The organism is Mucilaginibacter sp. UR6-1 (genome assembly GCF_020880975.1).
In the GTDB taxonomy this organism is placed as follows: Bacteria; Bacteroidota; Bacteroidia; order Sphingobacteriales; family Sphingobacteriaceae; genus Mucilaginibacter.
The window spans coordinates 129,269-155,028 of the sequence record NZ_JAJIWP010000005.1; the positions used below are offsets into that span (position 1 = coordinate 129,269).

Annotated in this window: 29 protein-coding genes; 16 read left to right on the forward strand and 13 right to left on the reverse strand. The window is 43.2% G+C overall.

Annotated elements, in window-relative coordinates; all coding sequences use genetic code 11:
* The first annotated feature begins 27 nt into the window (after nt 1-27).
* Entirely contained in the window at nt 28-1,146 is a 1,119-nt protein-coding gene (locus LJ707_RS17285) for a hypothetical protein (RefSeq protein ID WP_228953371.1), read from the forward strand.
* 216 nt (nt 1,147-1,362) lie between these two features.
* Here the strand turns inward: LJ707_RS17285 and LJ707_RS17290 are convergent, their stop codons facing one another.
* A complete protein-coding gene (locus LJ707_RS17290; protein WP_194103033.1) occupies nt 1,363-1,725 on the reverse strand; it encodes a DUF3127 domain-containing protein in 363 nt (120 codons plus the stop codon).
* 80 nt (nt 1,726-1,805) lie between these two features.
* On the opposite strand from LJ707_RS17290, the gene LJ707_RS17295 reads away from it, so the two are divergent.
* From LJ707_RS17295 to LJ707_RS17310, 4 genes are all read left to right on the forward strand, one after another.
* Nucleotides 1,806-2,981 carry a class I SAM-dependent RNA methyltransferase gene (locus LJ707_RS17295; RefSeq protein WP_228953373.1) on the forward strand — a complete coding sequence of 392 codons (1,176 nt, stop codon included), beginning with the start codon at nt 1,806-1,808 and terminating at the stop codon, nt 2,979-2,981.
* 3 nt (nt 2,982-2,984) lie between these two features.
* Nucleotides 2,985-3,497, forward strand: a complete 513-nt coding sequence (locus tag LJ707_RS17300) for a hypothetical protein (protein WP_228953375.1) — start codon at nt 2,985-2,987, stop codon at nt 3,495-3,497.
* 122 nt (nt 3,498-3,619) lie between these two features.
* Nucleotides 3,620-3,859 carry a helix-turn-helix domain-containing protein gene (locus LJ707_RS17305; RefSeq protein WP_228953377.1) on the forward strand — a complete coding sequence of 80 codons (240 nt, stop codon included), beginning with the start codon at nt 3,620-3,622 and terminating at the stop codon, nt 3,857-3,859.
* A gap of 28 nt (nt 3,860-3,887) precedes the next feature.
* On the forward strand, nt 3,888-4,550 hold the full coding sequence (locus LJ707_RS17310; protein WP_228953379.1) for an HD domain-containing protein: 663 nt from the start codon (nt 3,888-3,890) through the stop codon (nt 4,548-4,550).
* Between the two features lie 3 nt (nt 4,551-4,553).
* Here LJ707_RS17310 and LJ707_RS17315 read toward each other — a convergent pair whose 3' ends face one another.
* Entirely contained in the window at nt 4,554-4,943 is a 390-nt protein-coding gene (locus tag LJ707_RS17315; RefSeq protein WP_228953381.1) for a hypothetical protein, read from the reverse strand.
* Nucleotides 4,944-4,953: 10 nt separating this feature from the next.
* Nucleotides 4,954-6,072: a M42 family metallopeptidase gene (locus LJ707_RS17320; protein ID WP_228953383.1), complete on the reverse strand. Its 1,119-nt coding sequence runs from the start codon at nt 6,070-6,072 to the stop codon at nt 4,954-4,956.
* Between the two features lie 378 nt (nt 6,073-6,450).
* Here LJ707_RS17320 and LJ707_RS17325 point away from each other — a divergent pair, with 378 nt between their 5' ends.
* From LJ707_RS17325 to LJ707_RS17355, 7 genes are all read left to right on the forward strand, one after another.
* On the forward strand, nt 6,451-7,035 hold the full coding sequence (locus LJ707_RS17325; RefSeq protein ID WP_194102980.1) for an RNA polymerase sigma factor: 585 nt from the start codon (nt 6,451-6,453) through the stop codon (nt 7,033-7,035).
* 55 nt (nt 7,036-7,090) lie between these two features.
* Nucleotides 7,091-8,593 (forward strand): NAD(P)H-hydrate dehydratase, encoded by a 1,503-nt coding sequence (locus LJ707_RS17330; protein WP_228953385.1) that lies wholly within the window; start codon nt 7,091-7,093, stop codon nt 8,591-8,593.
* A 210-nt stretch (nt 8,594-8,803) separates the two neighbouring features.
* The gene (locus tag LJ707_RS17335) at nt 8,804-9,310 is read left to right on the forward strand and encodes a GbsR/MarR family transcriptional regulator (protein WP_228953387.1); all 507 of its coding nucleotides are present in this window, start codon (nt 8,804-8,806) and stop codon (nt 9,308-9,310) included.
* 71 nt (nt 9,311-9,381) lie between these two features.
* Complete coding sequence (locus tag LJ707_RS17340; RefSeq protein WP_228953389.1) at nt 9,382-9,768, forward strand: hypothetical protein; 387 nt, start codon at nt 9,382-9,384, stop codon at nt 9,766-9,768.
* Between the two features lie 29 nt (nt 9,769-9,797).
* On the forward strand, nt 9,798-10,607 hold the full coding sequence (locus LJ707_RS17345) for a DUF393 domain-containing protein (RefSeq protein WP_228953391.1): 810 nt from the start codon (nt 9,798-9,800) through the stop codon (nt 10,605-10,607).
* A 12-nt stretch (nt 10,608-10,619) separates the two neighbouring features.
* A complete protein-coding gene (locus tag LJ707_RS17350) occupies nt 10,620-11,534 on the forward strand; it encodes a TIGR01777 family oxidoreductase (protein WP_228953393.1) in 915 nt (304 codons plus the stop codon).
* 194 nt (nt 11,535-11,728) lie between these two features.
* Nucleotides 11,729-12,868 (forward strand): serine hydrolase, encoded by a 1,140-nt coding sequence (locus LJ707_RS17355; protein ID WP_228953395.1) that lies wholly within the window; start codon nt 11,729-11,731, stop codon nt 12,866-12,868.
* Nucleotides 12,869-12,913: 45 nt separating this feature from the next.
* Here LJ707_RS17355 and LJ707_RS17360 read toward each other — a convergent pair whose 3' ends face one another.
* Nucleotides 12,914-13,339 carry a hypothetical protein gene (locus tag LJ707_RS17360; protein ID WP_228953397.1) on the reverse strand — a complete coding sequence of 142 codons (426 nt, stop codon included), beginning with the start codon at nt 13,337-13,339 and terminating at the stop codon, nt 12,914-12,916.
* 43 nt (nt 13,340-13,382) lie between these two features.
* On the opposite strand from LJ707_RS17360, the gene LJ707_RS17365 reads away from it, so the two are divergent.
* Complete coding sequence (locus LJ707_RS17365) at nt 13,383-13,895, forward strand: hypothetical protein (RefSeq protein WP_228953399.1); 513 nt, start codon at nt 13,383-13,385, stop codon at nt 13,893-13,895.
* Here the strand turns inward: LJ707_RS17365 and LJ707_RS17370 are convergent.
* From LJ707_RS17370 to LJ707_RS17385, 4 genes are read right to left on the reverse strand one after another with little or no spacing between them, the layout of a single operon-like run.
* Nucleotides 13,892-14,725, reverse strand: coding sequence for an anti-sigma factor domain-containing protein (locus LJ707_RS17370; protein ID WP_228953401.1), 834 nt, complete (start codon nt 14,723-14,725; stop codon nt 13,892-13,894). The genes LJ707_RS17365 and LJ707_RS17370 overlap by 4 nt on opposite strands.
* A 6-nt stretch (nt 14,726-14,731) precedes the next feature.
* On the reverse strand, nt 14,732-15,280 hold the full coding sequence (locus tag LJ707_RS17375; RefSeq protein ID WP_228953403.1) for a sigma-70 family RNA polymerase sigma factor: 549 nt from the start codon (nt 15,278-15,280) through the stop codon (nt 14,732-14,734).
* A gap of 23 nt (nt 15,281-15,303) precedes the next feature.
* Nucleotides 15,304-16,182: a lipoyl synthase gene (gene lipA, locus LJ707_RS17380; protein ID WP_228953405.1), complete on the reverse strand. Its 879-nt coding sequence runs from the start codon at nt 16,180-16,182 to the stop codon at nt 15,304-15,306.
* Nucleotides 16,183-16,235: 53 nt separating this feature from the next.
* Nucleotides 16,236-16,787 carry a PH domain-containing protein gene (locus LJ707_RS17385; RefSeq protein WP_228953406.1) on the reverse strand — a complete coding sequence of 184 codons (552 nt, stop codon included), beginning with the start codon at nt 16,785-16,787 and terminating at the stop codon, nt 16,236-16,238.
* An 81-nt stretch (nt 16,788-16,868) separates the two neighbouring features.
* Here LJ707_RS17385 and LJ707_RS17390 point away from each other — a divergent pair, with 81 nt between their 5' ends.
* Nucleotides 16,869-17,270 (forward strand): OsmC family protein, encoded by a 402-nt coding sequence (locus LJ707_RS17390; protein ID WP_228953407.1) that lies wholly within the window; start codon nt 16,869-16,871, stop codon nt 17,268-17,270.
* 177 nt (nt 17,271-17,447) lie between these two features.
* Here LJ707_RS17390 and ytxJ read toward each other — a convergent pair whose 3' ends face one another.
* The 3 genes from ytxJ to LJ707_RS17405 all read right to left on the reverse strand — a co-directional run bounded on the left by ytxJ (nt 17,448) and on the right by LJ707_RS17405 (nt 19,284).
* Nucleotides 17,448-17,777 carry a bacillithiol system redox-active protein YtxJ gene (ytxJ, locus tag LJ707_RS17395; protein WP_228953408.1) on the reverse strand — a complete coding sequence of 110 codons (330 nt, stop codon included), beginning with the start codon at nt 17,775-17,777 and terminating at the stop codon, nt 17,448-17,450.
* A gap of 234 nt (nt 17,778-18,011) precedes the next feature.
* Nucleotides 18,012-18,509, reverse strand: a complete 498-nt coding sequence (gene ribH / locus LJ707_RS17400) for a 6,7-dimethyl-8-ribityllumazine synthase (RefSeq protein ID WP_228953409.1) — start codon at nt 18,507-18,509, stop codon at nt 18,012-18,014.
* 100 nt (nt 18,510-18,609) lie between these two features.
* Nucleotides 18,610-19,284: a tol-pal system YbgF family protein gene (locus tag LJ707_RS17405; RefSeq protein ID WP_228953410.1), complete on the reverse strand. Its 675-nt coding sequence runs from the start codon at nt 19,282-19,284 to the stop codon at nt 18,610-18,612.
* Between the two features lie 143 nt (nt 19,285-19,427).
* Here LJ707_RS17405 and LJ707_RS17410 point away from each other — a divergent pair, with 143 nt between their 5' ends.
* Nucleotides 19,428-20,537, forward strand: a complete 1,110-nt coding sequence (locus LJ707_RS17410) for a DNA replication/repair protein RecF (RefSeq protein ID WP_228953412.1) — start codon at nt 19,428-19,430, stop codon at nt 20,535-20,537.
* Nucleotides 20,521-20,811: a DciA family protein gene (locus LJ707_RS17415; protein WP_228953414.1), complete on the forward strand. Its 291-nt coding sequence runs from the start codon at nt 20,521-20,523 to the stop codon at nt 20,809-20,811. The genes LJ707_RS17410 and LJ707_RS17415 overlap by 17 nt, the downstream gene beginning before the upstream one ends.
* Nucleotides 20,812-20,842: 31 nt before the next feature.
* Here the strand turns inward: LJ707_RS17415 and LJ707_RS17420 are convergent, their stop codons facing one another.
* Together LJ707_RS17420 and LJ707_RS17425 are read right to left on the reverse strand one after the other, a co-directional pair.
* On the reverse strand, nt 20,843-24,010 hold the full coding sequence (locus tag LJ707_RS17420; RefSeq protein ID WP_228953415.1) for an ATP-dependent DNA helicase: 3,168 nt from the start codon (nt 24,008-24,010) through the stop codon (nt 20,843-20,845).
* Between the two features lie 326 nt (nt 24,011-24,336).
* Nucleotides 24,337-25,737, reverse strand: coding sequence for an MBL fold metallo-hydrolase RNA specificity domain-containing protein (locus LJ707_RS17425; RefSeq protein WP_228953417.1), 1,401 nt, complete (start codon nt 25,735-25,737; stop codon nt 24,337-24,339).
* Nucleotides 25,738-25,760: the final 23 nt, after the last annotated feature.

Consider the following 25,760-nt stretch of genomic DNA (forward strand, 5'->3'; position numbering starts at 1 on the left):
AAACACACCATCCTTACCTGATAACGAATGCCTGCCGAATCACCACAAATATCTGAGGTAAACAGCCTGCTTAAATGCAAAAGCTGTGGCGCTTCAACGCATTTTTTACCGGGCAGCAATAAGCTGCAGTGCGATCATTGCGGCTCGGAGGAGGAGATCGACACAAACGCAGCGCCCGTTATCTCTCTGGATTACGAGCAATATATTACAGAGAACAAAGCGCTTTACCAAACCGCGGTATTACATGCCGTAAAATGCAGCGGCTGCGGCTCCGAAACTATATTGGAGCAAAGTGTAACTGCCGATAAATGTCCTTTTTGCGCATCGCCCCTGGTAGTATCAACTACCAATCAGGCTATGGTGAAGCCACACTACATTCTCCCTTTTAAAATTGACACCAAAACGGCTGTTGGCTATTTCAACAATTGGCTTAAAAGGTTGTGGTTCGCCCCGTCAGACCTCGCAAAGCGGGTTAATGCCAATATATCGGCACTAAAAGGTGTTTATATGCCCTTTTGGACATATGATACCGATACCGTTACGCAATACCAGGGGCAGCGTGGCGATCATTACTACGTTACCGAAACTTATACAACCACTGTTAACGGCCAGCAGCAAACCCAAACCCGGCAGGTACGCAAAACCCGCTGGAGCTATGCCTCCGGAACGGTAAGCGGTAAATACCGCAATGTGCTGGTGCCCTCAAGCAAATCGTTGCCCGAAAATACTTTACTTGAGCTTGAACCCTGGGACCTGCAAATGCTGAGTAGCTTTGACGAGCGCTACCTGAGTGGCTTTCGCTCAGAGAATTTTCAGACCACGCCGCAAATTGGGTTGGATACCGCCAAACGGTTGATACAACCCGAAATTTTAAATGATATACGTAATGATATTGGCGGCGATGAGCAACGTATTGACAGCAGCTCAACAAACTACCATAACATCGGTATAAAATATATTATGCTGCCGGTATGGGTAAGCGCCTACAGTTACAACAATAAGGTATATCAATTTACAGTGAACGCCCGCACCGGCGAGGTAATAGGCAAACGCCCGTACAGCGCCATCAAGATCACGCTGTTTGTGCTGATGATTTTGGCTATTATCACATTGATCATTCTATACTTTTCTAATCAACAGGCTTAAAATTTTCTTGTCATTTCGACGAAGGAGAAATCTATCCGCGTTCATTACCAAGCGACAGATTTCTCCTCGTACCTCGTCGAAATGACAATTTTGTAAAATATTTTTAAAGTCCTCCCCCTCGGGAGGATTTAGGAGGGGTGTATCCGGATAATTTAGGTTGGCACAAAAAAAGGAGCACCTGCGGTGCTCCTTTCAAATATCATCTGTTATCCGCAATTAAAACGGCAGATCGTCCTCGTCAGGTGCTGAGCTCAGGTCAACCGGTGGTGCATACTCCGGGGTAGCGCTGTTACCTGCACCGCTTAGTACGTTAATTCTCCACAATTGCAGTGAGTTAAAATAGCTTTTTTTACCGCTTTTGTCAGTCCATGGGCGGCCGCGCAGGTTAAAGAAAACCTCAACATCATCACCAACCTTAACACTGTCAAGCAAGTTACAACGATCTTGTATAGCCTCAAATTTTAAGTATTCAGGGTATTGCGGGTTCTCTATATATTCAACAATAAGTTCGCGTTTTTTAAGTGAGTCCGTCACCTGTTGGGTTGGCGACACTTCATGTACTTTGCCTTTGATATCCATGCTTCAAATTTAAAAATGTAAAGTTAATGCTAACAAATTAAAATAGAGGTGTATTTAATTGTTTATTTTCGCCAAATATTATGGAAGTTTTCCACACCGAAAGTAAAATAGTTATCACCTGCAACAAAAGGCTTTCGCCATATTTGCAGGGTGAAGTTGAGGCACTGGGCTTTACGCCTGTACGTGTATTTCAAACCGGCATCGAGCTTAAAGGCACCGTTAACGATTGCATACCCCTTAACCTTAACCTGCGCTGCGCCAGCCAGGTTTTATATTCGCTAAAAGAGTTCACCGCGGCCACGCCCGATGAACTGTATAACGAGCTGGTTAAGATTGAATGGGAAAAGCTGATCGATTTTTCGGGCTACTTTTCTGTTACCTCCAACGTAAATAACGAGCATATACGTACGCCGCTGTTTGCCAATGTTAAGGTAAAAGATGCCATTGTTGACCGTATTAAGCAGGAGAAAGGCATCAGGCCAAACTCGGGTGCTGAGGTTAACAAAGCCGTTATACACCTGTACTGGCAGGATGACCGCGCCGAGATATTTATAGATACCTCGGGCGAAACACTGGCTAAACACAGCTACCGTAAAATACCGGGCAAGGCACCTATGCTTGAGGCACTGGCCGCATCAACCATTATAGCCACCGGCTGGGATGGCAAAAGCACATTTATTAACCCGATGTGTGGCTCAGGCACCTTAGCCATTGAGGCTGCATTGCTGGCTACCAATAAAAGCCCGGGCTTTTTCAGGATGAATTACGCCTTTATGCACATTTTGGGTTATGATGAGGCGGTATTTTTTACCGAGCGCCGTAAACTGAAGGATAAGGCTATAAAACAACTCGACTTTAAGATCATAGCTACCGACCTCTCTGCCGACGCCGTTGATATTGCCCGCCGCAATGCCAACACCGCCGGTGTAGAACATTTGATAGATTTTAACGTTTGTGATTTTGCAGATACGGAAGTACCGGAGCAGCCTGGCGTAGTAATGTTTAACCCCGAGTATGGCGAGCGCCTTGGTGTGCATACTAAACTGGAGGCTACTTACAAGCGTGTTGGCGATTTTATGAAGCAAAAATGCCTCGGCTATAAGGGTTATATTTTTACGGGCAACCCTGATCTGGCAAAAAAAATAGGTTTAAAGGCCAGCCGCCGCATTGAATTTTACAACGGAAAACTGGATTGCCGTTTGCTTGAGTATGAATTATACATGGGCACCAGACGACAACCGGCAGAAGAAGAATAAGACATGAAAAAAATACTGTTTACCTTATGTGCCGCGCTTATTACCATAAGCGCTATGGCACAGCAGCACCTGGCCTTCCCTTTTCAGGGTGGCAAGGCCGTAATGACCAAATTTTTTAAGGACAGCCTTGAAGTAACGCCTGACCTGGTAAAAAAGAAGGCATCGGGCACGGCGGTGTTTAAATTTACTGCCGATGGCGATGGCAACATTAAAAAAATAATAGTTTACTATGCTGATGACGCATCACTGGCGCAGCCGATAATTGCCGCCCTGCGTAAATCGAACAAAAAATGGATCATTCCGGATGGTGAAAAAATGCACGATTTTATTCTGCCTTTTTCTATCAGTTTTTTGGCTCCGGCTACCGCGCCTGATAAAATCCATAAGGAATTTTATGATTACTACACTAATCGCAAGCCTATCATGTCATTTGACCAGGTGCCGCTGGATATGGCCACATTATTGCCAACAGTAACCATAAACTATAGTTTAAAACAACAACCAAAGGGCAATTAAAACATACCCAGTAGTAAGTATTTTTTAATTGAGAAATAATTTGTAGTAAAAGTGTATTTGTAAAAATCCGGGTTTAAAAAATTCTCGTTTATACTATCATTTATCAGATACAATTGATTAGTATGACAGATGGATTAAGCTTAAAAATAAAGTCGGTTGCGGCCAGTATTCGCAAGCAGCGCGAGGAAAAAAATTATACGCAGGAATACCTTGCCGCTAAATTAAAAATATCACAAAACGCCTATAGCAAAATTGAATTGGGTTATACTAAAATTACTCTCGAAAGGCTTTTTCAAATAGCTGATATTTTAGAGACAAATATTACCACCCTTATTGGGGTTGGCAAGTCAGAGGCTGCATAGCAGTTTCTGATTTTTTTATATTTGCCGCATGTTAACACCACAACAAGCGGAATTTATAGCTCAAACAAAAACTTACGTACAACAAACCCTTGAACATGCCGAAGGCGGGCATGACTGGTGGCACATACATCGTGTTTGGGCAAACGCAAGGCTGATAGCACAAACCGAGCAGGCTAACCACTTTGTGGTTGAGCTGGCAGCCTTATTGCATGACATTGCCGATGCCAAATTTCATAACGGTGATGAAGAGATAGGCCCTGCTACGGCTGGCAAATGGCTGCAAAGCCTCGCTATTGATGCTGAAACTATTATTCATGTACAGCAGATCATCAGGCACATGTCATTCAAGGCCAGCTTCGGGCAGGTTGAATTTACCTCAAAAGAGATGGAAATAGTGCAGGATGCCGACCGGCTTGACGCTATTGGTGCAATAGGCATAGCCCGGGCGTTTAACTATGGCGGCTTTAAGGGCCGTGCTCTGTATGATCCGTATATCCAGCCTCAACTCAATTTAACCAAAGAAGAATATAAAACATCGACCGCGCCAACCATTAATCATTTTTACGAAAAGCTATTACTGCTTAAAGACAAGATGAACACCCCAACCGGCAGGCAGATAGCCCGGCAGCGCCATGATTTTATGCAGCTATACCTTGATCAGTTTTACGCCGAGTGGAACGGTGAGCGGTAGGTGTTAAAGTGTTTCGAGCGAATCGGGATTTTTAGGCCGCCAGATGGCGTAATAATAAGCCAGGCAAAACACCCCTAACAGAAAAGGAATTAGCGCAAGGTGTTTATACGTTACCCAGCCGTAAACTATCCTGGCATCAATATGCAAAAACTCGCTTATCATCCAGTAAGAGTTGGCCGTTATCCAAAATGTGATGGCCAGATTATGGCACAGTTCAGACATGAGCCGCTTGGTTCGCCAGGCAATTACAACAGAAATAATAAGCGTTGGGAATATCATTACTATTCCCAACGGCTTCCATATCAGGCACCAGCCAATATCCTTTAAAAGCCAAAACACAATATGGAAATTCTCCATTTTGCGGTACTTGAGCGGGATTACGTACTGTGCCATTAAAGTTTACTTACCTGTTTTTAATGTATCGGAAATCGTGCCCGGTCTCAATGTTTAAAAGGCACTCGTATATCAGGCGGATCACGTTATCTACGTCCTCTTTATGGATCATTTCAACCGTAGTATGCATATAGCGCAGCGGTAATGAAATCAAGGCTGACGGCACCCCGCCGTTTGAGTAAGCAAAGGCATCGGTATCGGTACCAGTTGAGCGTGATGATGCCTGGCGCTGAAAGGGTATATTATTTTTTTGAGCGGTTTCAACCAATAACTTATTAAGGTTGGTTTGCACGGCAGGTGCATATGATACTACGGGGCCACGGCCGCAGGCCAAATCGCCCTGAACAATTTTATTGATCATCGGGGTGGTGGTATCGTGCGTAACATCGGTAACAATGGCTACGTTTGGCTTAATGTGATGCGCTATCATTTCGGCACCACGAAGGCCTATCTCCTCCTGCACCGCGTTAACTATGTATAGTCCGAAAGGTAATTTAACATTATTCTCTTTCAACAAACGGGCAACTTCAGCAATCATAAAGCCACCGGCACGGTTATCCAGGGCGCGGCCAACGTAATACCGGTTGTTAAGCACCATAAATTCATCCTCGTAAGTAATAACGCAACCCACGTGGATGCCCAAATTTTCTACTTCCTCTTTTGAGGTGCAGCCGCAATCGAGAGAAATATTTTTCAATGTCGGCGCTTCCTCCTTTTCACCACCCTGGCGGGTGTGAATAGCAGGCCAGCCAAACACAGCTTTAACAATACCTTTATCGGTATGTATGTTTACCCGTTTTGATGGCGCTATCTGGTGGTCAGAGCCACCATTACGTATCACATAGATCAAGCCGTCATTAGTAATATAATTTACAAACCATGATATTTCATCGGCATGTGCCTCAATTACCACCTTGTATTCAGCATCTTTATTAATGATGCCTACCGCGGTGCCATAATTATCAACATAATAATCGTCAATATAAGGTTTAAGGTAATCAAGCCAAAGCTCCTGCCCTTTCCACTCAAAGCCTGTTGGCGATGGGTTGTTGATGTATCTTTCAAAAAACTCGAGTGATTTAGCGGTCACTACCGCGGTATGTGTTGTTTCTGGTTTCTTTTTAGCCATTGTATATAATGTTAAGCACAACCAAGTGCTGAAAGCAAATATAATAAAGCTGTGCAAAAACCGGCGGTTAAGTAAAAGCGGCAACTGATTGTTACCTGCGGATGAGATTGCATGCTATAAGCCAATGCAATACAAATAACATATTACAAAATATACTTATGCCATGTAAAATATTTTCAGCAATTTTATTCTGAAAAAAAACTTACATACCACATTAAACGTAAGTTAGTCTATATGGTCAAACAAATAAATTTGCATTTTATTGTTTAATTTGTTTTATTTGACTTAACGTTTGTATAACCCCTAAAGAAAAAATTTATAGAATAGACTTTACCAAACAACATTTTAAGTAAACTTAATAAAGTAGTAAGGTTTTCTATGGATTTAAAATTGCAAAGTGATCAGGATCTAATCCATCTTTATATTTCGGGCGACGAGGGGGGGCTTGTAGAGCTAATTCGCCGTTATCAAACCAAAATATATACTTCTATTTATTTGCTTGTTAAAGACGAATACCTCGCCGAGGATATATTTCAGGATACCTTTATAAAAGTAATTAACACCTTAAAGGCCGGGAAATATAATGAGGAAGGTAAGTTTTTACCATGGGTAACCCGCATTGCGCATAATTTGGTTATTGACCATTTTCGCCGTGAAAAGCGTGCGCCGATGGTTAGCAATGGCGACGACTTTGATATTTTTGAAGTGCTTGGTAATTATGACGAAAGCACTGAAGACCGTATGGTGCGCGAGCAAACACATAAGGATTTAAAAACATTGATACAGTTGCTGCCATCAGAGCAAAAGGAAGTGTTAATTATGCGCCATTTTGGCGATATGAGCTTTAAAGAGATAGCCGACATTACCGACGTGAGTATTAATACCGCGCTTGGCCGTATGCGCTATGCCCTTAATAACCTGCGTAAAATGATGCAGGCAAAAGAGATGAGCATCAAGAATTAATATTATTTTCAGGTATACTGAAAAACAAAGGCAGCATGTTATAAATTAGTATAATATGCTGCCTTTACTTATTTCATCCCAAATACGCGAGGCTGACGCCTGGACGATAAAAAACGAACCCATATCCTCTGTAGATTTGATGGAGCGCGCCTCCAGGGCTTTTGTAGGCTGGTTCATCAATCATTTTCCGGAACGTAACGAACGTATTAGCGTTTACTGCGGCACAGGCAACAATGGCGGCGACGGGCTGGCCATAGCCCGCATGTTACATCAGCATAAATATCAAAATATTAGTGCAAAGGCAGCACGGTTCAGCGATAAAAGCACCGCTGACTTTGACGTTAACATGCAACGGCTGCATGATTGCGGGCTGGATATTATTACCATTAATAAAGGCGAAATACCAACCGAAGATGGCCATATTATTATTGACGCGCTTTTAGGCAGCGGCCTTAACAAACCGCTGGAAGGTGATTATAAATCATTGGTTGATTATTTAAACAGTCTGCAAAAAACAGTAGTAGCCGTTGATGTGCCTACCGGCTTTTTTGCCGATGGCGAGGTACCGCCGGATGCCACAGTTTTGAATGCCGAACTGGTGATCACCTTTCAGCAGGCCAAGATCAATTTTTTACTGCCCGAATCTAAAAACCACATTGCCTGCTGGGAAACGGTAAATATCGGCATCAGCGAAGAGTTTACCCGTTCGCTTAATTCGGCCTATCAATATGTCGAGGAAAAAGATATCCGTAAAATACTCAAGCACCGTAAACCCTTCAGCAACAAGGGTACTTACGGGCATACTTTAGTTATTGCAGGCGAGGCGCGTACTATGGGCGCGGCATTATTATGTTCGTCGGCATCGGCCTATGCAGGTGCTGGGCTAACTACAGCTTGCATACCCGGCAACGGCCTAACTGCGCTTAACAGCTACATGCCCGAGCTGATGGCCATTATTCGAGATGGTGATACTTTGCCTGATATTGACTGGGATAAATTTAAATCAATAGCTTTTGGCCCTGGCCTGGGTACTGATGAAAACGCGCTTGAATTATTTGCCTATGTGCTTACCAATTACAATAAGCCACTGGTTATTGATGCCGACGGACTTAACCTGCTGGCTAATAATTCAACCTTGTGGCAGGCCCTGCCGCCGGGCAGTATACTTACCCCGCACATGAAAGAGTTTGATCGTCTGTTTGGCACCCATACCAACTGGTGGGCACGCCTGCAAACCGCAAAGCAACAGGCCGCGGAGCGGAATATATATATCATACTAAAAAATGATTATACTATAACGGCTACACCCGATGGTAAGCTGTACTTTAACTCAACAAGTAATGCGGCAATGGCTACAGGTGGTATGGGCGATGTGCTGACAGGGATATTGGCCTCCCTCCTTTCACAGGGCTACACGGCAGAGCAGGCGTGTATTGCAGGGGTATACATACATGGCAAAGCCGGCGATGAACTGGCCTTACCCAACCGCATGAATGTGGTATTGCCGGGGCGGCTTGCGCAACAACTGCCGGTTACCATGGCAAAGTTGATGGCATAAAAAAGCGGTTGTGAGTATCAGCAACCGCATTTTTTCCTAACTATTAACTGACCTTATAAAGAACTAAATACTCACTGTAATTATCTATAAGACGTGTCGACATTGAATACGTTACAGCGTGCGGCTATTTTTTTGCAAATAATTATCAGTCGCAAACAAAATTAATTTTCAATAATTTTTGAAAGTTTAAAAATATACATACATTTGTGTATGGAATTGGCAGAGGCAAGGCAAAAGTTTATTGAAACCTGGGGCAAACTGGGATCTGAGTGGGGTATAAACCGCACCATGGCACAGGTACATGCCCTGTTGTTGATAGCTCCCGAAGCGCTTACTACTGAAGAAGTGATGGAAGCCCTGAGCATATCCCGCGGTAACGCCAACATGACACTGCGCGACCTGATAAACTGGGGCCTGGTTGAAAAGCAACACAAACCCGGCGAACGTAAGGAATACTTTTTTGCCGAAAAAGATGCCTGGACCATAGCACGCCAGGTGGCACAGGAACGTAAAAAACGCGAGCTTGACCCACTGCTGAAGGTATTGAACGAATTATCAGAGGTCAAGGGTAATGAAAAGGATGCGGAATACAAAACATTCAAAACATCGGTTAAAGGCATTACAAAGCTATCGGCCAATGTAAATAAAACTTTAGAAACCATGATAAAAGCAGAAGAAAGCTGGTTTTGGGGTTCTATACTTAAAATATTCAAATAAAAAAATTTGCTTACATATTTCATAAATTACTGAAAATTCAAAACTTATCATTTAATTAAATATACAACATCATGAATTACTTTATTTTAACCTACGCGTGTTATCTGGCTGTAAGCATCGCAGTTACTATTTGGGTGGCAAGGGTACTATTTAATAACGGCCGCATTTTTTTGGTAGATATATTTTATGGCAATACCGAGCTGGCCGATTCAGTAAACAAGCTGCTGGTAGTAGGTTTTTACCTTGTGAACATAGGCTACATGGTTTTGGCTTTAAAAGAAACCGGCAATATCAGCAGCACACAGGTAGTAGTTGAGGTGCTTAGTTATAAGATCGGCCGCATCATCCTCATACTCGGAGGCATGCACTTTATCAACCTGGGCATATTTTTTAAGCTGCGCAATAAGGCTAATCGTGCCAAAGTAATGATGGAACGCTACAAACCATTTAGTGAATAAAAAACCGGTGAATTTTAAATATCCTGATCATGAAAACGCTGCATAACCATATTATTTTATACGATGCCGAATGCCCTATGTGCAACCTGTATACCAAAGCATTTGTAAATGCCGGTATGCTTGATGGTAACGGCAGAACGGCATACCAGGAAACACCCGAAATGCTTTGTCCGCTGATTGACAGGGAACGCGCCGTTAACGAGATAGCCCTGGTTAACACACAAACCGGCGAGGTTGAGTACGGCATCCAAAGTTTGTTTAAGGTTATCGGCAATTCATTCCCGGTATTTAAGGGGCTATTCAGCTTCGGGCCATTTGTGTGGATAGCGGCCAAATGCTATGCATTTGTATCATACAACCGCAGGGTTATTGTACCGGGCAATAAATATAATTATACCATACAACCATCATTCAGCTTAAAATTAAGGCTTGCCTACCTGGTGTTTACCTGGCTGATAGTTGGCGCAATACTTACGCAATATGCCGCTTTATTAACCCCCACCATAACCGCCGGTAATGCATACCGCGAATATCTGATCTGCGGCGGGCAGATACTCTTTCAGGGGTTGATTGTTAGCCTTTATGCTGCCGATAAAAGATGGGACTATCTGGGCAATATGATGACCATCTCATTCGCGGGCGCTTTGCTTTTACTGCCTGTAGTAATTGTAGCGCAATTTATCACTATACCGGCACTGGTAAATACACTTTACTTTTTAGCTGTAGCCGGGTTAATGTTTTTGGAGCATATCCGCAGAACAAAATTACTTAAACTTGGCTGGCTGCTTACCGCTACCTGGATGCTGTACAGGCTGGTTGTTTTATTGGCCATCATTTAATTAAACATCATCATGAAATATAATAAGGTAATACTTGCAGGCGGTAGCGGCTACCTGGGCATGATACTGGCTGAGCATTTTAGTAAACAAGCCCATGAAGTGGTGATATTTAGCCGAAACCCCAAAACTGCCGCAAAAAACATAAAAATGATTTACTGGGATGGCCATACCATTGGCGATTGGGCAACCCACCTTAACAATAGCGATGTGCTGATAAACCTTACCGGCAAAAGCGTTAACTGCCGCTATAACGAACGCAATAAGGCCGAAATATTCGCTTCGCGGCTGAACGCTACCCGTGTATTGGGCAAAGCGCTTAAGCAAACCAACAATCCGCCAAAAGTATGGATCAACGCGGCATCAGCCACTATATACCGCCATGCGGAGGACAGGCCACAGGATGAATATACCGGCGAGCTTGGCACAGGCTTTTCAGTAGATGTTTGCAAGCAATGGGAACAGGCTTTTGCCGAGCAGCATGTGCCGGGCATTCGCAAACTGGCGTTGCGTATAAGCGTAGTGCTGGGTAGTAATGGTGGCGTGGCTAATTACTATTTAAACCTTGCCCGCTTTGGTTTGGGCGGTATACAGGGTAGCGGCAAACAATATTTTAGCTGGGTGCATGAAGATGATATTACCGGCAGCATTGATTTTTTGCTGGATAACCCAACACTGGAAGGCGCCTTTAACATAGCATCACCCTACCCTATCCAAAATAACAAACTGATGGCTACCATTCGCAAAGCGGTAGGCGTGCCGTTCGGGTTACCGGCCACTAAATGGATGTTGGAAATTGGCACCCTGCTGTTACGCACCGAAACCGAACTGATACTGAAAAGCCGCTGGGTATTACCAACCCGCCTTACCGAGGCCGGCTATATTTTTAAAGTTCCGGATATAAAGCAGGCTATTGAAAAAAGTATTTAACACCTAAACCTTATCACATAATTTTTATGAAATCAACATTTTTAAGAAGACTGCGCTTTATCCTATTTCCCTTAACGTTTGCTTTCATCTGCTATTCTTTATTCGGTATTGGTAGCCTGAACGAGCTATGCAATACGCCAAACTATCCTATATTTGGAATAAACGCAACTGTGGTATTAACTTGATATACAAAGATGCAAGTAAGACTTCTGTTAATTTTTTTTATTACGGTCTGTCAGGTCGTAAAAGGCCAATCTATTACTGCCCGATATGATTCACTGTTTAATTATCTAAAAGCCAAAGATGATTTTAATGGAAATGTTTTAATTGCAGACAGGGGTAAAATTGTTTACCAAAAATCAATTGGGTATGCGGCTTTTGAAAATAAAAGCTTGTTGAACAAAAACACCATGTTCAATCTTGCTTCAATATCCAAGCAGTTTACCGCGATGGGTATTATGATTCTGATCGAGCAAAATAAACTAAGTTTAGATAGCAAGCTTGATAGCTTCATACCTCAATTATCATTTTACAAAAACATTAGCATTAAAAATCTACTGACACATACATCCGGCCTACCTGATTACGAAGAGCTATTTGCTCAGCACTGGGATAGATCAAAAGTAGCTCATAATAAAAATGTTATTGAACTTTTGGCACAATACAAACCGCCTGTTCATTTCAATGCTGGCGAGAATTGGGAATATTCAAACACTGGTTATGCACTATTAGCTTCAATCATCGAAAAGGTATCGGGATTAAGTTATGCTGAATTTTTGGAAAAAAATATATTCCACCCCCTTCACATGACTCGCACTCGGGTGTATACTACGAGGATTTCGGATCACCAGAAAATATATAACCAGGCATTAGGATATTTGATAAACGATAAGACCGGTCATCCTATTTCGCAAGATTCTGTCAAAGAGCGGGAATATGTAAAGTACCTGGATGGCATTGCAGGTGACGGTGCTGTATACTCTACCGTGATTGACCTTTTGAAATGGGACAGGGCTTTATACAGCACCAAATTGGTTACCAATCGTTCTTTAAAACAAATGTTTACTCCTGCAATATTAAAAAACGGAAACAGTACTGGCTATGGCTTCGGATGGGGAATAGTTACAGAACGTCCTAAAACTGGAAAATACGTAGGTCATAATGGCTCATGGGGAGGATTTGACACACATATCGACCGTTTTATTGATTATGATAAAACTATAATCGTCTTAAGAAACATACAGAACCAAAACAACGTTTCTGGCGTCTATGATGCCTATATCGATATTTTATTCAACAATGCCTTTAAGCTTCCGGTAATTACGAAGAATTAAGATTATTAGTTGAAATTCTATACTATATTTTTAGAGGAAACCTTATCACATAATTACTTTTAAATCAATTGATTCAATTTTGGGCTCGCCATTTTGAGTAATTACTTTTAAATTAATAATATTCAATATAATGCCATCTGCATAAGATATTCTATACCAATCGGCTTTTTTTAAGCTTTTTTTAATCGTTAGAGACTTAAGAAACTTCTTGTCGCTGTCCTGCGCATTTATCAATGGGTCAGAATCAGTTTCTTCAACTAATTTCTTATACTGGTTTAAACAACTTAAAGTACAATATCTTTTTCTCAATAACTGTAGGTTATGCTCAGCTTTATAATTGGAGTTTGAAACCTCTGAGATATAGGCAGTATAGAATTTCTTAAGCATTCTGATTTTGGGATCAGATGGCGTACGCTGAGCCTTTGAAGTAACAGCGATCAATACAAATAATAAAGTGAAAATCAACCTCATAATGCAATTATAAAAGAAACTTTAAACTTTATCACATATCATCATGAAAACTCCACAACAACAAGTATTAGCACGCATCCGTGTTTGTATGGCTATTATTATCGGCGGGTTATTTATCAGCGGCGCTACGGCTTTTCCCTTAGAAACAGAAATTGGCTGGCTAACCACTAATATGCAGGCTTTACCCCTAACCATTCAAAACTGGCTGAGCAACATATACAGCGCGCTGCGCGATACAAATAAACAATATCCATACCTGGCTTACGGTACCGACTGGCTGGCCTTCGCGCATTTAGTATTAGCGGTGCTGTTCATCGGCCCTTACAGGCATCCGGTAAAAAATGTGTGGATAATTCAGTTTGGTATGATTGCCAGCGTGGCCATATTTCCGCTGGCGTTTATTGCCGGTGGCATACGGGGCATACCCATATTTTGGCAGTTTATTGATTGCTCTTTTGGGATAATATGTATGATACCTTTATACGTAGCCCACAAAAACATCAATAAATTACGTGGATGGTATGCAAAAGAGGGAGTAACCGTACCGGATATTTAAATGGCGCTCATTACTATCATGGCTTCCATAGTAGGATTGACACTGCCGCCACGTGGCTCAAGCGTTACCGCGAAAGCTTGTGGTGCTTCAACAGATTTCATCTCCTTCATGCCCGATGTATCGCTTTTTGTTTTAGCATCAAACAAGCCCAGGTCAACAGGTTTGCCTGCAACAATGGCCCATAACTGGTATTGGTGTTGCTGATCGTTTTCAGGCAGCTTTAAGTCTGCCATATCAATCATTACCTTTTTCTTGCTTGGGCTCCAGGCAACTGTAATGGCCGAAGCTGGCGTTTTAGGTGTACCTTTAAGTTTGATGAAGCGGAACGACGGATCACGAAATACGCTGATCTGTTCATCCATCAGGTTAACCTGGCTGCTAAAGCGCTGATTTTGGTCCTGCAGGGATGATATTAACTCGTTTGATTGCTGTAGCCTGTTGTATATGCTTACCAATGCGGCTATGCTCACCAATAATAAAAATAAACATGCCGCAAAGGCATATTTATAAAAATTGATACCGGTACGCGGTTGCATTGGTATTATCTTATCATCAATATCACTATGCGCGCGGCCTTTGGTAAAGGTGCGGTCGTCACCAAGATTAACAAGCAAACTGTTGAGCACACGGTCGCGCTGCTGCTCAGAGGGTTCAATGGCCTGAACAAGGGCATAACTTTCCATGGCTGTTTCAATAGCATCCAGTTCGGCTTTCACCTCCGGATATTTTGAAGCAGCATCATCCACCTGTTGCTTTTCCGCAGGGCTTACATCGCCCAAAACGTAAAGTTCCAGTATTCCCGACTCAATATATGCTCTTATATCTTCCAATTTATATTAAAACTGTTTTCTGAGCTGTTGTATGGCCATCCGTAATCGTGTTTTTACCGTGCCTAAAGGCACACCAAGTTCATCCGCAGCCTCAACATGGGTATATCCTTTAAAGTATACCAGGTCAAGTATTGATCGCTGTTCAGGCTTCAGTGTTTGTACAAGATCCTTCAACCCCAGTAATTCCGGTTTGTAAACCGTATTTCTTTGCTCGTCTATAAAAGTTACGTTATTTTCGAGCTCTTGGTTTTTAGTTTGATTTTTAAAATCTTTTGAGCGTACCTTATCAATGGCAAGGTTACGTGCAATATTTACCATCCAGGTAAATAAACGGCCTTTTTCGGCACTGTAGGCCGAAAATGATTGCCATATTTTTATAAAAGTTTCCTGGAGTACATCTTCTGCCGAGGGTTCATCGTTAATAATACGAAGAATAACACCGTACAACGATGCGGAATACATATCATACAAGGCTTCGGCGGCTAACTTTTCACGGTGCCGTAATCCTCTTATTAATTCCTCTTCAGTCAGTGATATTTTGGGTCTTCTACTCACTGCCTGCAAGGTAAAAATAAAAATTAAAAATCAAACAGGTGTTTCTCAGCATGATATGACGAACGTACTAACGGCCCGCTCTCTACATATCTAAAACCCATTTCGAGGCCTTTTTGTTTGTAGAAGTTAAATTGATCAGGATGTATCCAGTCAACCACCGGGTGATGGTTGCGTGTAGGCTGTAAATACTGGCCCAGGGTAAGTATATGCACACCAGCATCAAGCAAATCAGCCATGGCCTCAAGTACGTCAGCCTCGGTTTCGCCAAGGCCAAGCATAATGCCCGATTTGGTGCGCAGCCCTGCTGCTGATATATGGCGAAGGCAATCCAGACTACGATCGTATTTGGCTTGTATACGCACCTCGCGGGTAAGCCTGCGCACGGTTTCAAGGTTATGCGATACTACTTCGGGCCTTACCTCAAGCACGCGGGCAAGGTTATCCCAATTGCCCCTGAAATCGGGCAGTAAAGTTTCAAGCGTAGTTTCAGGGCTTTCTCTGCGTATAGCATTGATGGTTTCGGCCCAAATGATGGAGCCTCCGTCCTTCAGGTCGTCACGGTCAACCGAGGTAATTACACAGTGTTTAACCTGCATTAATTTCACTGAGTTGGCCACACGGTTTGGCTCATCCATATCAACCGCCAGCGGCCTGCCGGTAGCCACCGCGCAAAACGAGCACGAGCGGGTACAAATTTTACCCAATATCATGAAGGTTGCCGTACCCGCGCCCCAGCACTCGCCCATGTTAGGGCAATTACCGCTCTCGCAAATAGTATGTAGTTTATGCGTATCAACAAGGCTGCGCACTTGTGCATACTCTTTACCAACAGGGAGCCTCACTCTTAACCAATCTGGTTTACGCTGTACTTGTGTGGCTGGAATTACCGGCAAATCAATCATAACAACAAAAGTAAGTAAAAACCATTTAACGCACTACAGCGCCAAATAATATATTACAGTGGATTGATAAAGGAGCTTTTCGCTTGTAGTGTGATCCTGGCAGCGAGCAGGCTCTCAAGTTCGGCAGATTTTACTTTTAATGTTGCAGCCGAAATAGAGATCGGGGTTCCGTAGGTGTTTTGTGAGAATTTCATCATCAATTTGCCGATGCCTTTTGCCTCACCAATGAGTTGGGCTGAGTTATTTATATAGATCAGGAAAAATTTATTATGCCTTACTCTGGCTATATCAAATCCGGTTATGGTATTCCACGGAATTTCTCTTGTTTTACCGATGGGGGAATTTATGGTGATCCCTTCCTCATTTAGTACCAGTGCAGGCCTGTTATCGGCTAAACTTAGTATCGATATAATAATTCCGAGGCCAAAAAATAAAATGCAGACAATGGCAATTACTGTTTTTTTAATATTATAAAATTCAGAGTGATTGTCTTTACTGATCAATATAAAGATGCCTAACATTACAAATGCTATACACCCTAAGCCCAAAAACATCATTTTATTTTTGCTTGGCAATATTTCGATGGTTTGGTCATTAATATTCATGCAACAGGTGGTTTAGTGATCTGAATAAATAATTTGTTATAGTACGGGCTAACTATACCTTTGGCCTAAAATTAAATATAAATGGCAACAATTGAAACTACATACCTGGGCGGCCTGCGTACTGAGGCTACCCACCTGCAATCGGGCACAAAAATTATTACCGACGCACCGGTTGATAATAATGGCAAAGGCGAAGCATTTTCACCAACTGATTTATTAGCGGCATCATTAGGTAGCTGCATGATGACCATTATGGGCATTGCCGCCAATACCCACGGTATTGATATTGATAACACACAATGTTCCATTACCAAAATAATGGCCGCCAACCCACGCCGCGTGGCCGAGGTGGTAGTAAACTTTAAGTTCCCGAACCAGTATACCGATAAGGAGAAAAAGATTTTAGAACATGCCGCCCTTACCTGCCCGGTACATTTAAGCCTTGGCGAGGATGTAAAGAAGACTGTAGATTTTGGGTGGTAGATTTTTAGTCCGGAAGCCCGTGAGTCAGAAAGTCCGAAAGACGTAGGAAATATCTCCTCATACAATATAAAAGAGAAAAGCGGCCATCAAGCCGCTTTTCTCTTTTATATTGAAAGGATTATATATCGCTTTAAAAAACTTCCGGACTTTCCGACTCACGGACTTCCGGACTAAAAACTACTCCACCATCGTCAGCGCTTCGTCTACCGAGATGCCGCCGTGTGATTGATCGAGTATACATTCGCCGCTTTTAATGAGCAGCATTTGAGGCGATTCATGATGTACCTGGAAATCCGCCGCTACCTGGTTTGACAGGTCACGATATTTAATCAGGTCTAAGAAATAAAGCGAAATTTCTTCAGGAAGGTCATCCCACTCCAGCTCAAAACGTTTTTTAGCCATCATGCTGATGGAACAGCGGGTGCTGTGCTTAAAAATAATGCTATACCCGGGGTGCTGCTTTATTTCATTTATCTGATCTGCCGACTCCAGCGCTATCCACTTCATTGCAAAAAATCTTTTTTATTTATAATACTGATACAAAATTACAGCAAAGCCCTGTAAATGTTTGTGTACAGCACTAAAAATGACATTTTGCTGTTAACGGCCTCTTGGGTAAGAGCCGTATGCAGGGCATAGTTTGTTTGAGCATGAAGCGAGAGCTCCCATGGCCAGCACCACCAAAGCTATATATGCTATCTTTTTCATAATGTTTAGTTAACGTTTATAATCTGATAAAGTTTAGGCCTGCAATGTATTAGCCAAATCAGCCATTTTAATAGCTGTAACGGCTGCTTCATCGCCTTTGTTACCATGTTTACCACCGGCACGGTCAATCGCCTGCTGCTGGTTATCAGTGGTAAGTACTCCAAATATAACAGGTTTTGAATATTTTATAGCAACATTACTTACGCCATTTGCAACTGCTTCACAAATAAAATCAAAATGGCGTGTTTCGCCCTGTATCACGCAACCAAGGCATATTACAGCATCAAGGTGCGGTTTGTTCTTCAAGAGCAGGTCAGCGCCTGCTGTCAGTTCAAAACTGCCGGGTACGCTGTAGCTGAATATCTTTTCGGGCAGTGCGCCATTATTTACCAGGCTTTGGTAGGCGCCTTCATAAAGGGCATTAGTGATCTCGGCGTTCCACTCGGCCACTACTATGCCAAAGGTATATGCTGCCGCGTTAGGTATTTCGGTTGCCGAAAAATCGGAAAGGTTTTTTAATTGTGTAGCCATTTTAAACTTTGTTAAACTTAAAAGGTTGCAATGTTGAAATGTATTAACTCATTTTTCAACATTGCAACCTTTAATTATTGCAACCTCATATTAAGGTTTATTAGTTTGCCTCTACACGTGCTATGTAAGCGTCAATATTTTGCGCTTCGGCACTTGCAGGGTAATCGTTTTTAATTTTGTTATAAGCGTCGGCCGCTGATTTTTTGTCGTTAGTAGCCTCGTAAACTAAACCCAGCTTTTTAAGGTATAATGGAGATAAAAAGCTGTTTGATGCCTTATCAACCGCTTTGCTGTAATAGCTCGCAGCGTCATCGTATTTTTTTTGCTCAACATAAGCATCGCCAATACCACCTAACGCTTCGGCAGCAACCATGTAATCATCGCCGCGGTAGCTGTTCAGGTTATCAATAGCTTTGCCGTACTCACCCTTGTTAAGGTAGGCAATACCCAGGTAATAGTAGGCCAGGTTTGCAGCCTTGGTGTTGCTGTAATCTTCAATAATTTTTTCAAAGCCCGGGTAACCGGCATCGCCTTTAATGGCTTTGTCCCACTCTTTTTGCTGCCAAAAATCCTGCGCTACGTGCATCTGATCGGCGGCTTTTACCTCACGCGGACCTGAGTAAGCTTTAAGGTATATAAAGTATATGGCTATCAGCACTAAAACGGCTGCAGCTATAAATAATAAGCTTTTTCTGTTCTCGTTCACAAAACTCCCTGTCTTTTTAACCGGTTTATCTTCGTTCACAATTTTGGTATTCGCCTGGGTTGTCGACATTTTTATTCAAAAAATTAAGTTTGCAAAAATACAGTTTTCAAAGTTTTTAGCAACACCTTTTAACTTAAATAATTAACCTGCTAAAATTAGCATACTTAATACACCAAACCGTCGACCCTATATGTTAACTTTGAAGGCTCAATATGTATCTGCAACAACTATCAGTAATTAACTTTAAGAACTACGAACAGGCCGAGCTTAGCTTTAGCGATGGCGTGAACGCTTTTGTAGGCGGCAACGGCGCGGGCAAAACCAATTTGCTGGATGCCATACACTACCTGTCGTTATGTAAAAGTTACTTTAACCCGATAGATAGCCAGCAGATACGCCAGGGTGCCGAGTTTTTTATCATCACCGGCACGTTTGATAAAAATGACAATAACGAGGCTGTGGCCTGCTCGGTTAAACGCAATCAAAAAAAGCAGTTTAAACGTAATAAAAAGGACTATCAGCGCCTGGCAGACCATATCGGGTTGTTTCCGCTGGTGATGATCTCGCCATATGATATCAGTATTATTATTGAAGGCAGCGAGGAGCGGCGAAAGTTTATTGATAACGTTATATCGCAAACGGATAACCAATACCTTGATGAGCTGATCGCCTACAACAAGGCTTTAATTAACCGCAACGCGCTGTTAAAGAACATTGCCGATACCGGCCGGTATGACCCGGTGCTGTTAGAGATACTTGACGAGCAACTTACAGCATCAGGCAACCGCATATTTGCCAAACGCAAGGCATTTATGGAGCGCTTTACCGAGGTGTTTAACACGCATTACGATTTTATAAGTGGCCAGGCCGAGCAGGTATCGCTGGTGTACGAGTCGCAATTGTTGCAGGATGATTTTGCCGCGCTGCTTAAAAAAACTTTGGAGAAAGACCGCGTGCTGGAACGCACCACGGCCGGTATTCATAAGGATGACCTCGCTTTTTCGATACATGGCATGCCCATGAAAAAGTTCGGATCGCAGGGGCAGCAAAAATCATTTTTAATAGCGCTTAAACTGGCGCAATACAGCTATTTGTACGAGCAGAAAAAGTTTAAGCCACTGCTGTTGCTTGATGATATTTTTGATAAGCTGGATGATAAGCGGGTTACCAAGCTGATGCAAATGGTATCGGCCCATAACTTTGGCCAGGTTTTTATAACCGATACCAGTGCCAGCCGGGTAAAAAACGTTTTTGATGATATTAATGTTGATGCCCGGATTTTTGAAATTGTAAAAGGAGAAGCCCATGCGCAAAGCGAATGATAAAACACTAAAGGATGCGATTGAACAAATGATGCAGGTTTACAAGCTTAAGCGCAAGTTTAACGAAACTGCCGTTATAGCCAACTGGCCGCAACTGGTGGGCTCCTCGGTAGCCAACCGCACCAAGGAGATCTACATCAGCGATAAAAAGCTTTTTGTACGCATCGAATCATCCGTAATAAAGCATGAGCTGATGCTGATACGCGCCCAGATCATCCAAAAAATAAATGACGAAGCGCAGGCTGTGGTGGTTGAAGAAGTGGTGTTTTTATAGCCCCCTACCCCTAAAGGGAAGCTTTCATTGCTTACTCCTCCACATCGGCATCAATCATAATGCCTTCGGCTTGTTTAAAGTTGGTTTTTACAAAGTGGCACCAGTCGCATTCCTTTTTGCCGCAGCCGGTGTTAAACTCATGGTTCATTATTTTTTGATAGACCGATGTTATCTGTTCGCTAACCAGTTCCACATTCTCCCGTGATATAGCGATTTTTTCCTTATGGTATTCGCCATCCTTAACCGGTTCCACAAATTCAAACTGGGTGCTTACTACGTGCCAGTCATTACTGCGGTCGTTATCCACCAGTATTTTGTAAAATACGGCCTGCCGCCAGTAGTCGCCGCCGTTGGGGTTTGTATTATTGGGCGGTTGTAGCTTATCCTTCGCGTTTTTAAGCTTGCCGGTTTTATAATCAACTACAGTTACATTTTTGCCGTCAAACTCTATTTTATCCAGGTTACCCTTTATCGGTACACCGTTTACTTCAATGTTTTTTATGGTGCGTTCGGTAACGGCTACCTTGTTCCATATATTCACGTTCTGTTCGTAGTAATCAGGCAGTATTTTTTCGCCGTAAGCTAAACGCAGTTTAAAATCATCCTTAGTGAACGAGTCGCGGTTGCGAAACATGTACCACCTAAACTCCTTCATAAATTCTTCGGCAGGCATAAACACATCGTTATTTTCCTTTAGTTTACGGAAAGCCTTGTTCAATGCCCAGTGCACAGCCTGCCCAAACGTAGCCGCCGGACTTTTACCCGATGGTACCCTGATCAAACACTGAAAGTAAAACCGTAGCGGGCAATCCAGATAGTTATTAAGGTGCGTAACCGACAGCGTATAGTTTTGCAGTAGCTGATTAATGTAATTGGTATCCAGCAGTTCAACCTGCGGCTTATCGGCCTCGGTAAACTGGGTAGCCATAAAATTAACCATGTCATCCGCAGGTACCTGCGGATAGCTTACCTGCATATTTGTTTCGGCCAATATCTCCCCTACAAATTGTGAGGCTTCCTGATCCTTACCCTTTTTATCCTTACGGGCGTATGATATGTTGAGGCATTGTTTGGCACGGGTTAACGCTACGTAGAACAGGCGGCGCGCTTCTTCCTTTTGGGCAATGTCATCATCCGGCGAACCGGTTAGCGTATCGGGGTAGCTAAAGCCGTGGTTGCGGCCCTTGCTGTCCCATGTTTTTTTATCACAACCGATAAAGAAAACATGCTCAAACTCCAATCCTTTTGAACCATGCGCTGTCAGAAAGTTAATGCCTTTATCCGAAAATATCACCTGGTTTAGCTCCATGCGGATATTGTTCTTCTTCATCAGATCGATAGTGGCAATCAGTTCGGCCAGGGAGATGTCGGGATTTTTGCGGCTTTCGTCCTTAACAAAATCAAAAAAGCTGGTGAGCACCTGCATAAATGTGCCCTTATCCTCCTGCTGCATAATAAATTTGAGGATACCCATTTTAGCGATCACCTGCTGAAACAATTGCTGCAACGTAAGGCTTACCGATGCTTTGAGCAGGTAATCAATATCGTTCATCAAAAACTTCATTTCCACATTCTGCACGTTATCAAACAATCCGGGCTGGGCAGGGGTGCGCAGCTCGCTTACGTAGCGGCGCAACGAAGTTTTAGGCTGATCGTTATTAAAGGTGCTGTAATTGGCTTTTGCTACCGCGATGCTGGCCTTAGCCACCTCGATGGGCGGGATGCCGAAAAAATCATAGTGCATAATCTCGAACAGCAATTCATCACCACTATAAGGCGAATCAAGCTCCATGGCCAGGTAACGCAATATGGTGATGATCTTCTCGCCAAAGGGCAGGGTCAATATATCAATCTTCCTTTTGGTGTTAACAGTAATTTTTTGCGCGCCCAGATAATGTACCAGGTCCTCAACCTGGTGGTGATTGCGGTAAATAACCGCTATTTCGTTGGCAGGCGCGCCGCTTTCAACCAGTTTTTGAATGATGCGTGCCGTATCAGCCAGTTCCTGGTCGGGATTTTCGTACTCGCGGATAGTAGGCTCTACCATATCGGTAGCGAAGCGCGGGTGCGAGGCGCTCAGGTTTTTGTCAAGGGCTAATTGCGCGGTAAGGCGCTTTTTGTTTTTATCGATCAACACCCTTGACATATCCAAAATATGCTGATTAGAGCGGTAGTTGTGCCTTAACACCACAGTATGCAGGGCGTGCACGTAATCATTAGCAAAATCAAGGATGTTCTCCATATTAGCACCCTGAAATTTGAAGATAGACTGATCATCATCACCCACTACAAAAACGTTAGGGGTGTCCCAGTAATCCAGCAAAAATTTCAGCAGCGCATTTTGTGATCCGCTGGTATCCTGAAACTCATCCACCAAAATATACTGGTAACGTTCCTGGTAGCGGCGTAATATATCATCATTCTCACGGAAGGCTTTCAAAACCCAGATGATCATGTCGTCATAATCATACCGGCCCTGCTGCTTCATCCTGGCATCGTAATTCTTGTACTCGGCAACGGCGGCCAGCAGCTTGTTCATCTGCTCAGTCACCTTATCAATATCGGCCTGCTTTGGGTCGCCTATACTGATGCCCTTGGCGGCGTTTGCGCGTTTATAAATATATTCTTCCCGGTTTGGCAAATCCTCAATATATTCCTTAACCGAGCGGTTGATCAACTCGGCATCCCAGCTCTCCCGTTTCATGGTAGAGAACAAACTTTTAAGCCTTGGCGCGTCAAAATAAATATCGCCGGTAAAGCGCTTCAGCAAGTGGTCGTTCGGGAACTCGTCGATCAGCTCACGGAACAGCATGGCCGATTCCAGGTCTGACAAGGGGTCGAGGTTCAGCTTGCCAAAATATTCCAGGTTTTCCTGGATCACCTCGTTACAAAAAGCGTGAAAGGTGTATATGTTGATGCGGTAAGCATCGGGGCCAATAAAATCAAACAAACGCTTGCGCATGGCCACCGCGCCGGCATCAGTATAGGTTAAGCACAAAATTTCATTGGGCTGGGCATCGGTATCGGTTAGTATCTTACCTATACGGGCAGCCAGGATCTGCGTTTTGCCGGTACCCGGCCCCGCTACCACCAGCACCGGACCATCCATTTTATTAACGGCCGACAGTTGCTCCGGATTTAACGAGGCCAGCGCCTCCTGAAATTTTGCATTGTATTTTGCTGAAATCGGGTTTTGCATAAGTAGGTAAAAATACGAAGATTTTTAGTAACCCTTTCATTAATGAATCATCGCTAATTATAACTTCATTTGTTAGTGCTGATGAGCACAGGGATGTGCTCAACCTAAGCGTTAGTGGTTGTCACTTTCTTTTTTGCAGACAAAAGAAAGTAACCAAAGAAAACTTAGCGTCAGCGATATCATGAGCACCTTGATAAACAAACAATAGCGAATAACCTGCCGGCTGTTTAATTTTCTATTAAAGGCAGTAAATCATCAGTGCTACCCGAAAATTAAGAGGCCGGGAAATAGGTTATGATCGATTGTATTTTCATCACGTATATCCCTTACAGATCAACCCTGTTATGCTGGTAAGGTATTTCAACATCTTTAAACCCTTTCTCTTTCAGCTTTTCAGCAAAGTTTTGCTGTACGTTATACTCCCCGTGTACCAGGAATAGCTTTTTTACCAGCTTCGGGTCCTGGCAGGATACAAAGTGCAGCAGATCCTCATAATCCCCATGGGCACTCATTGATTTAATTACCTCAACATCGGCATTCACCTGGTACTGGTCGCCAAAAATGTATACCTCGCGGTCGCCGCGCATCAGGTGCCCGCCCAACGAATTAGGTTCGCAATACCCAACTATCAGTATGGTGTTCTTTTTGTTATTAATATTGTTTTTAATATGATGCTTTACCCTGCCTGCTTCGGCCATGCCTGATGAGGAGATAATAACACACGGTCGCGGGTCGCTATTCAGGGCGATAGATTCTTCAGTCGATTCAATAAAACGTAATCCTTTAAAAGCAAACGGATCGTCGTCAATTTTCATCACCTCCTTAACATTATTATTATATACCTCCGGATGATCTTTAAGCACCTGCGTAGCTTGCAACGATAGCGGACTATCCACATAATAAGGCACATCAGGCAATACGCCGCGCAGCTCAAGCGAATTCAGGGCATACAGCAGTTCCTGCGTACGGCCAACACTAAACGCCGGGATGATCACCTTACCCTTTTTAATATCGCAGGTATTGCGTATCACTTCCAGCAGGGCATCCTCTATCGGGCCGATATCCTTATGCAACGAATCGCCATAGGTTGATTCCAGTAATATATAATCAGCCTGCGGAAAGGTTTGCGGGCTTTTAAGCAACAAATCGCCGTAACGGCCAACATCGCCGCTAAAGGTAATACGGGTTTCTTTTCCTTCTTCCAGTATGGTTAAATGTATGGCCGCGCTGCCTACCACGTGGCCTGCATCAGTTAGCGTGAACTTTATCCGGGGCGATATCTCGTACTCCTCATTGTATTCAACAACTTTAAACCGGCGCATTGCGGCCATGGCATCTTCCTCATTATATAGTGGCTCAATCAGTTTTTGCCCTTTGCGTTTACGCTGGCGGTTACTGTATTCGGCATCCTGCGTTTGTATACGTGCCGAATCTGTTAGCAGTATACGCGCAAGGTTCATAGTGGGCGGGGTACAAAATATCGGTCCGCTAAAGCCTTCGGCTACCAGGCGGGGTATCAGGCCGCAATGGTCAATATGCGCGTGCGAAAGGATCATGTAATCCAGCTTTTGGGGATTAAAGCCAAAATGCTCATTCATATCATCGGTATGGTCGCCCAAACCCTGAAACATGCCGCAATCAAGCAATAACGATGTGCCATCGTTAAGTTCAATATAATGTTTACTGCCTGTAACATTACGGGCAGCGCCGTGAAAAACTATATGCATTAGTGTTATAAAATGGATGTGCG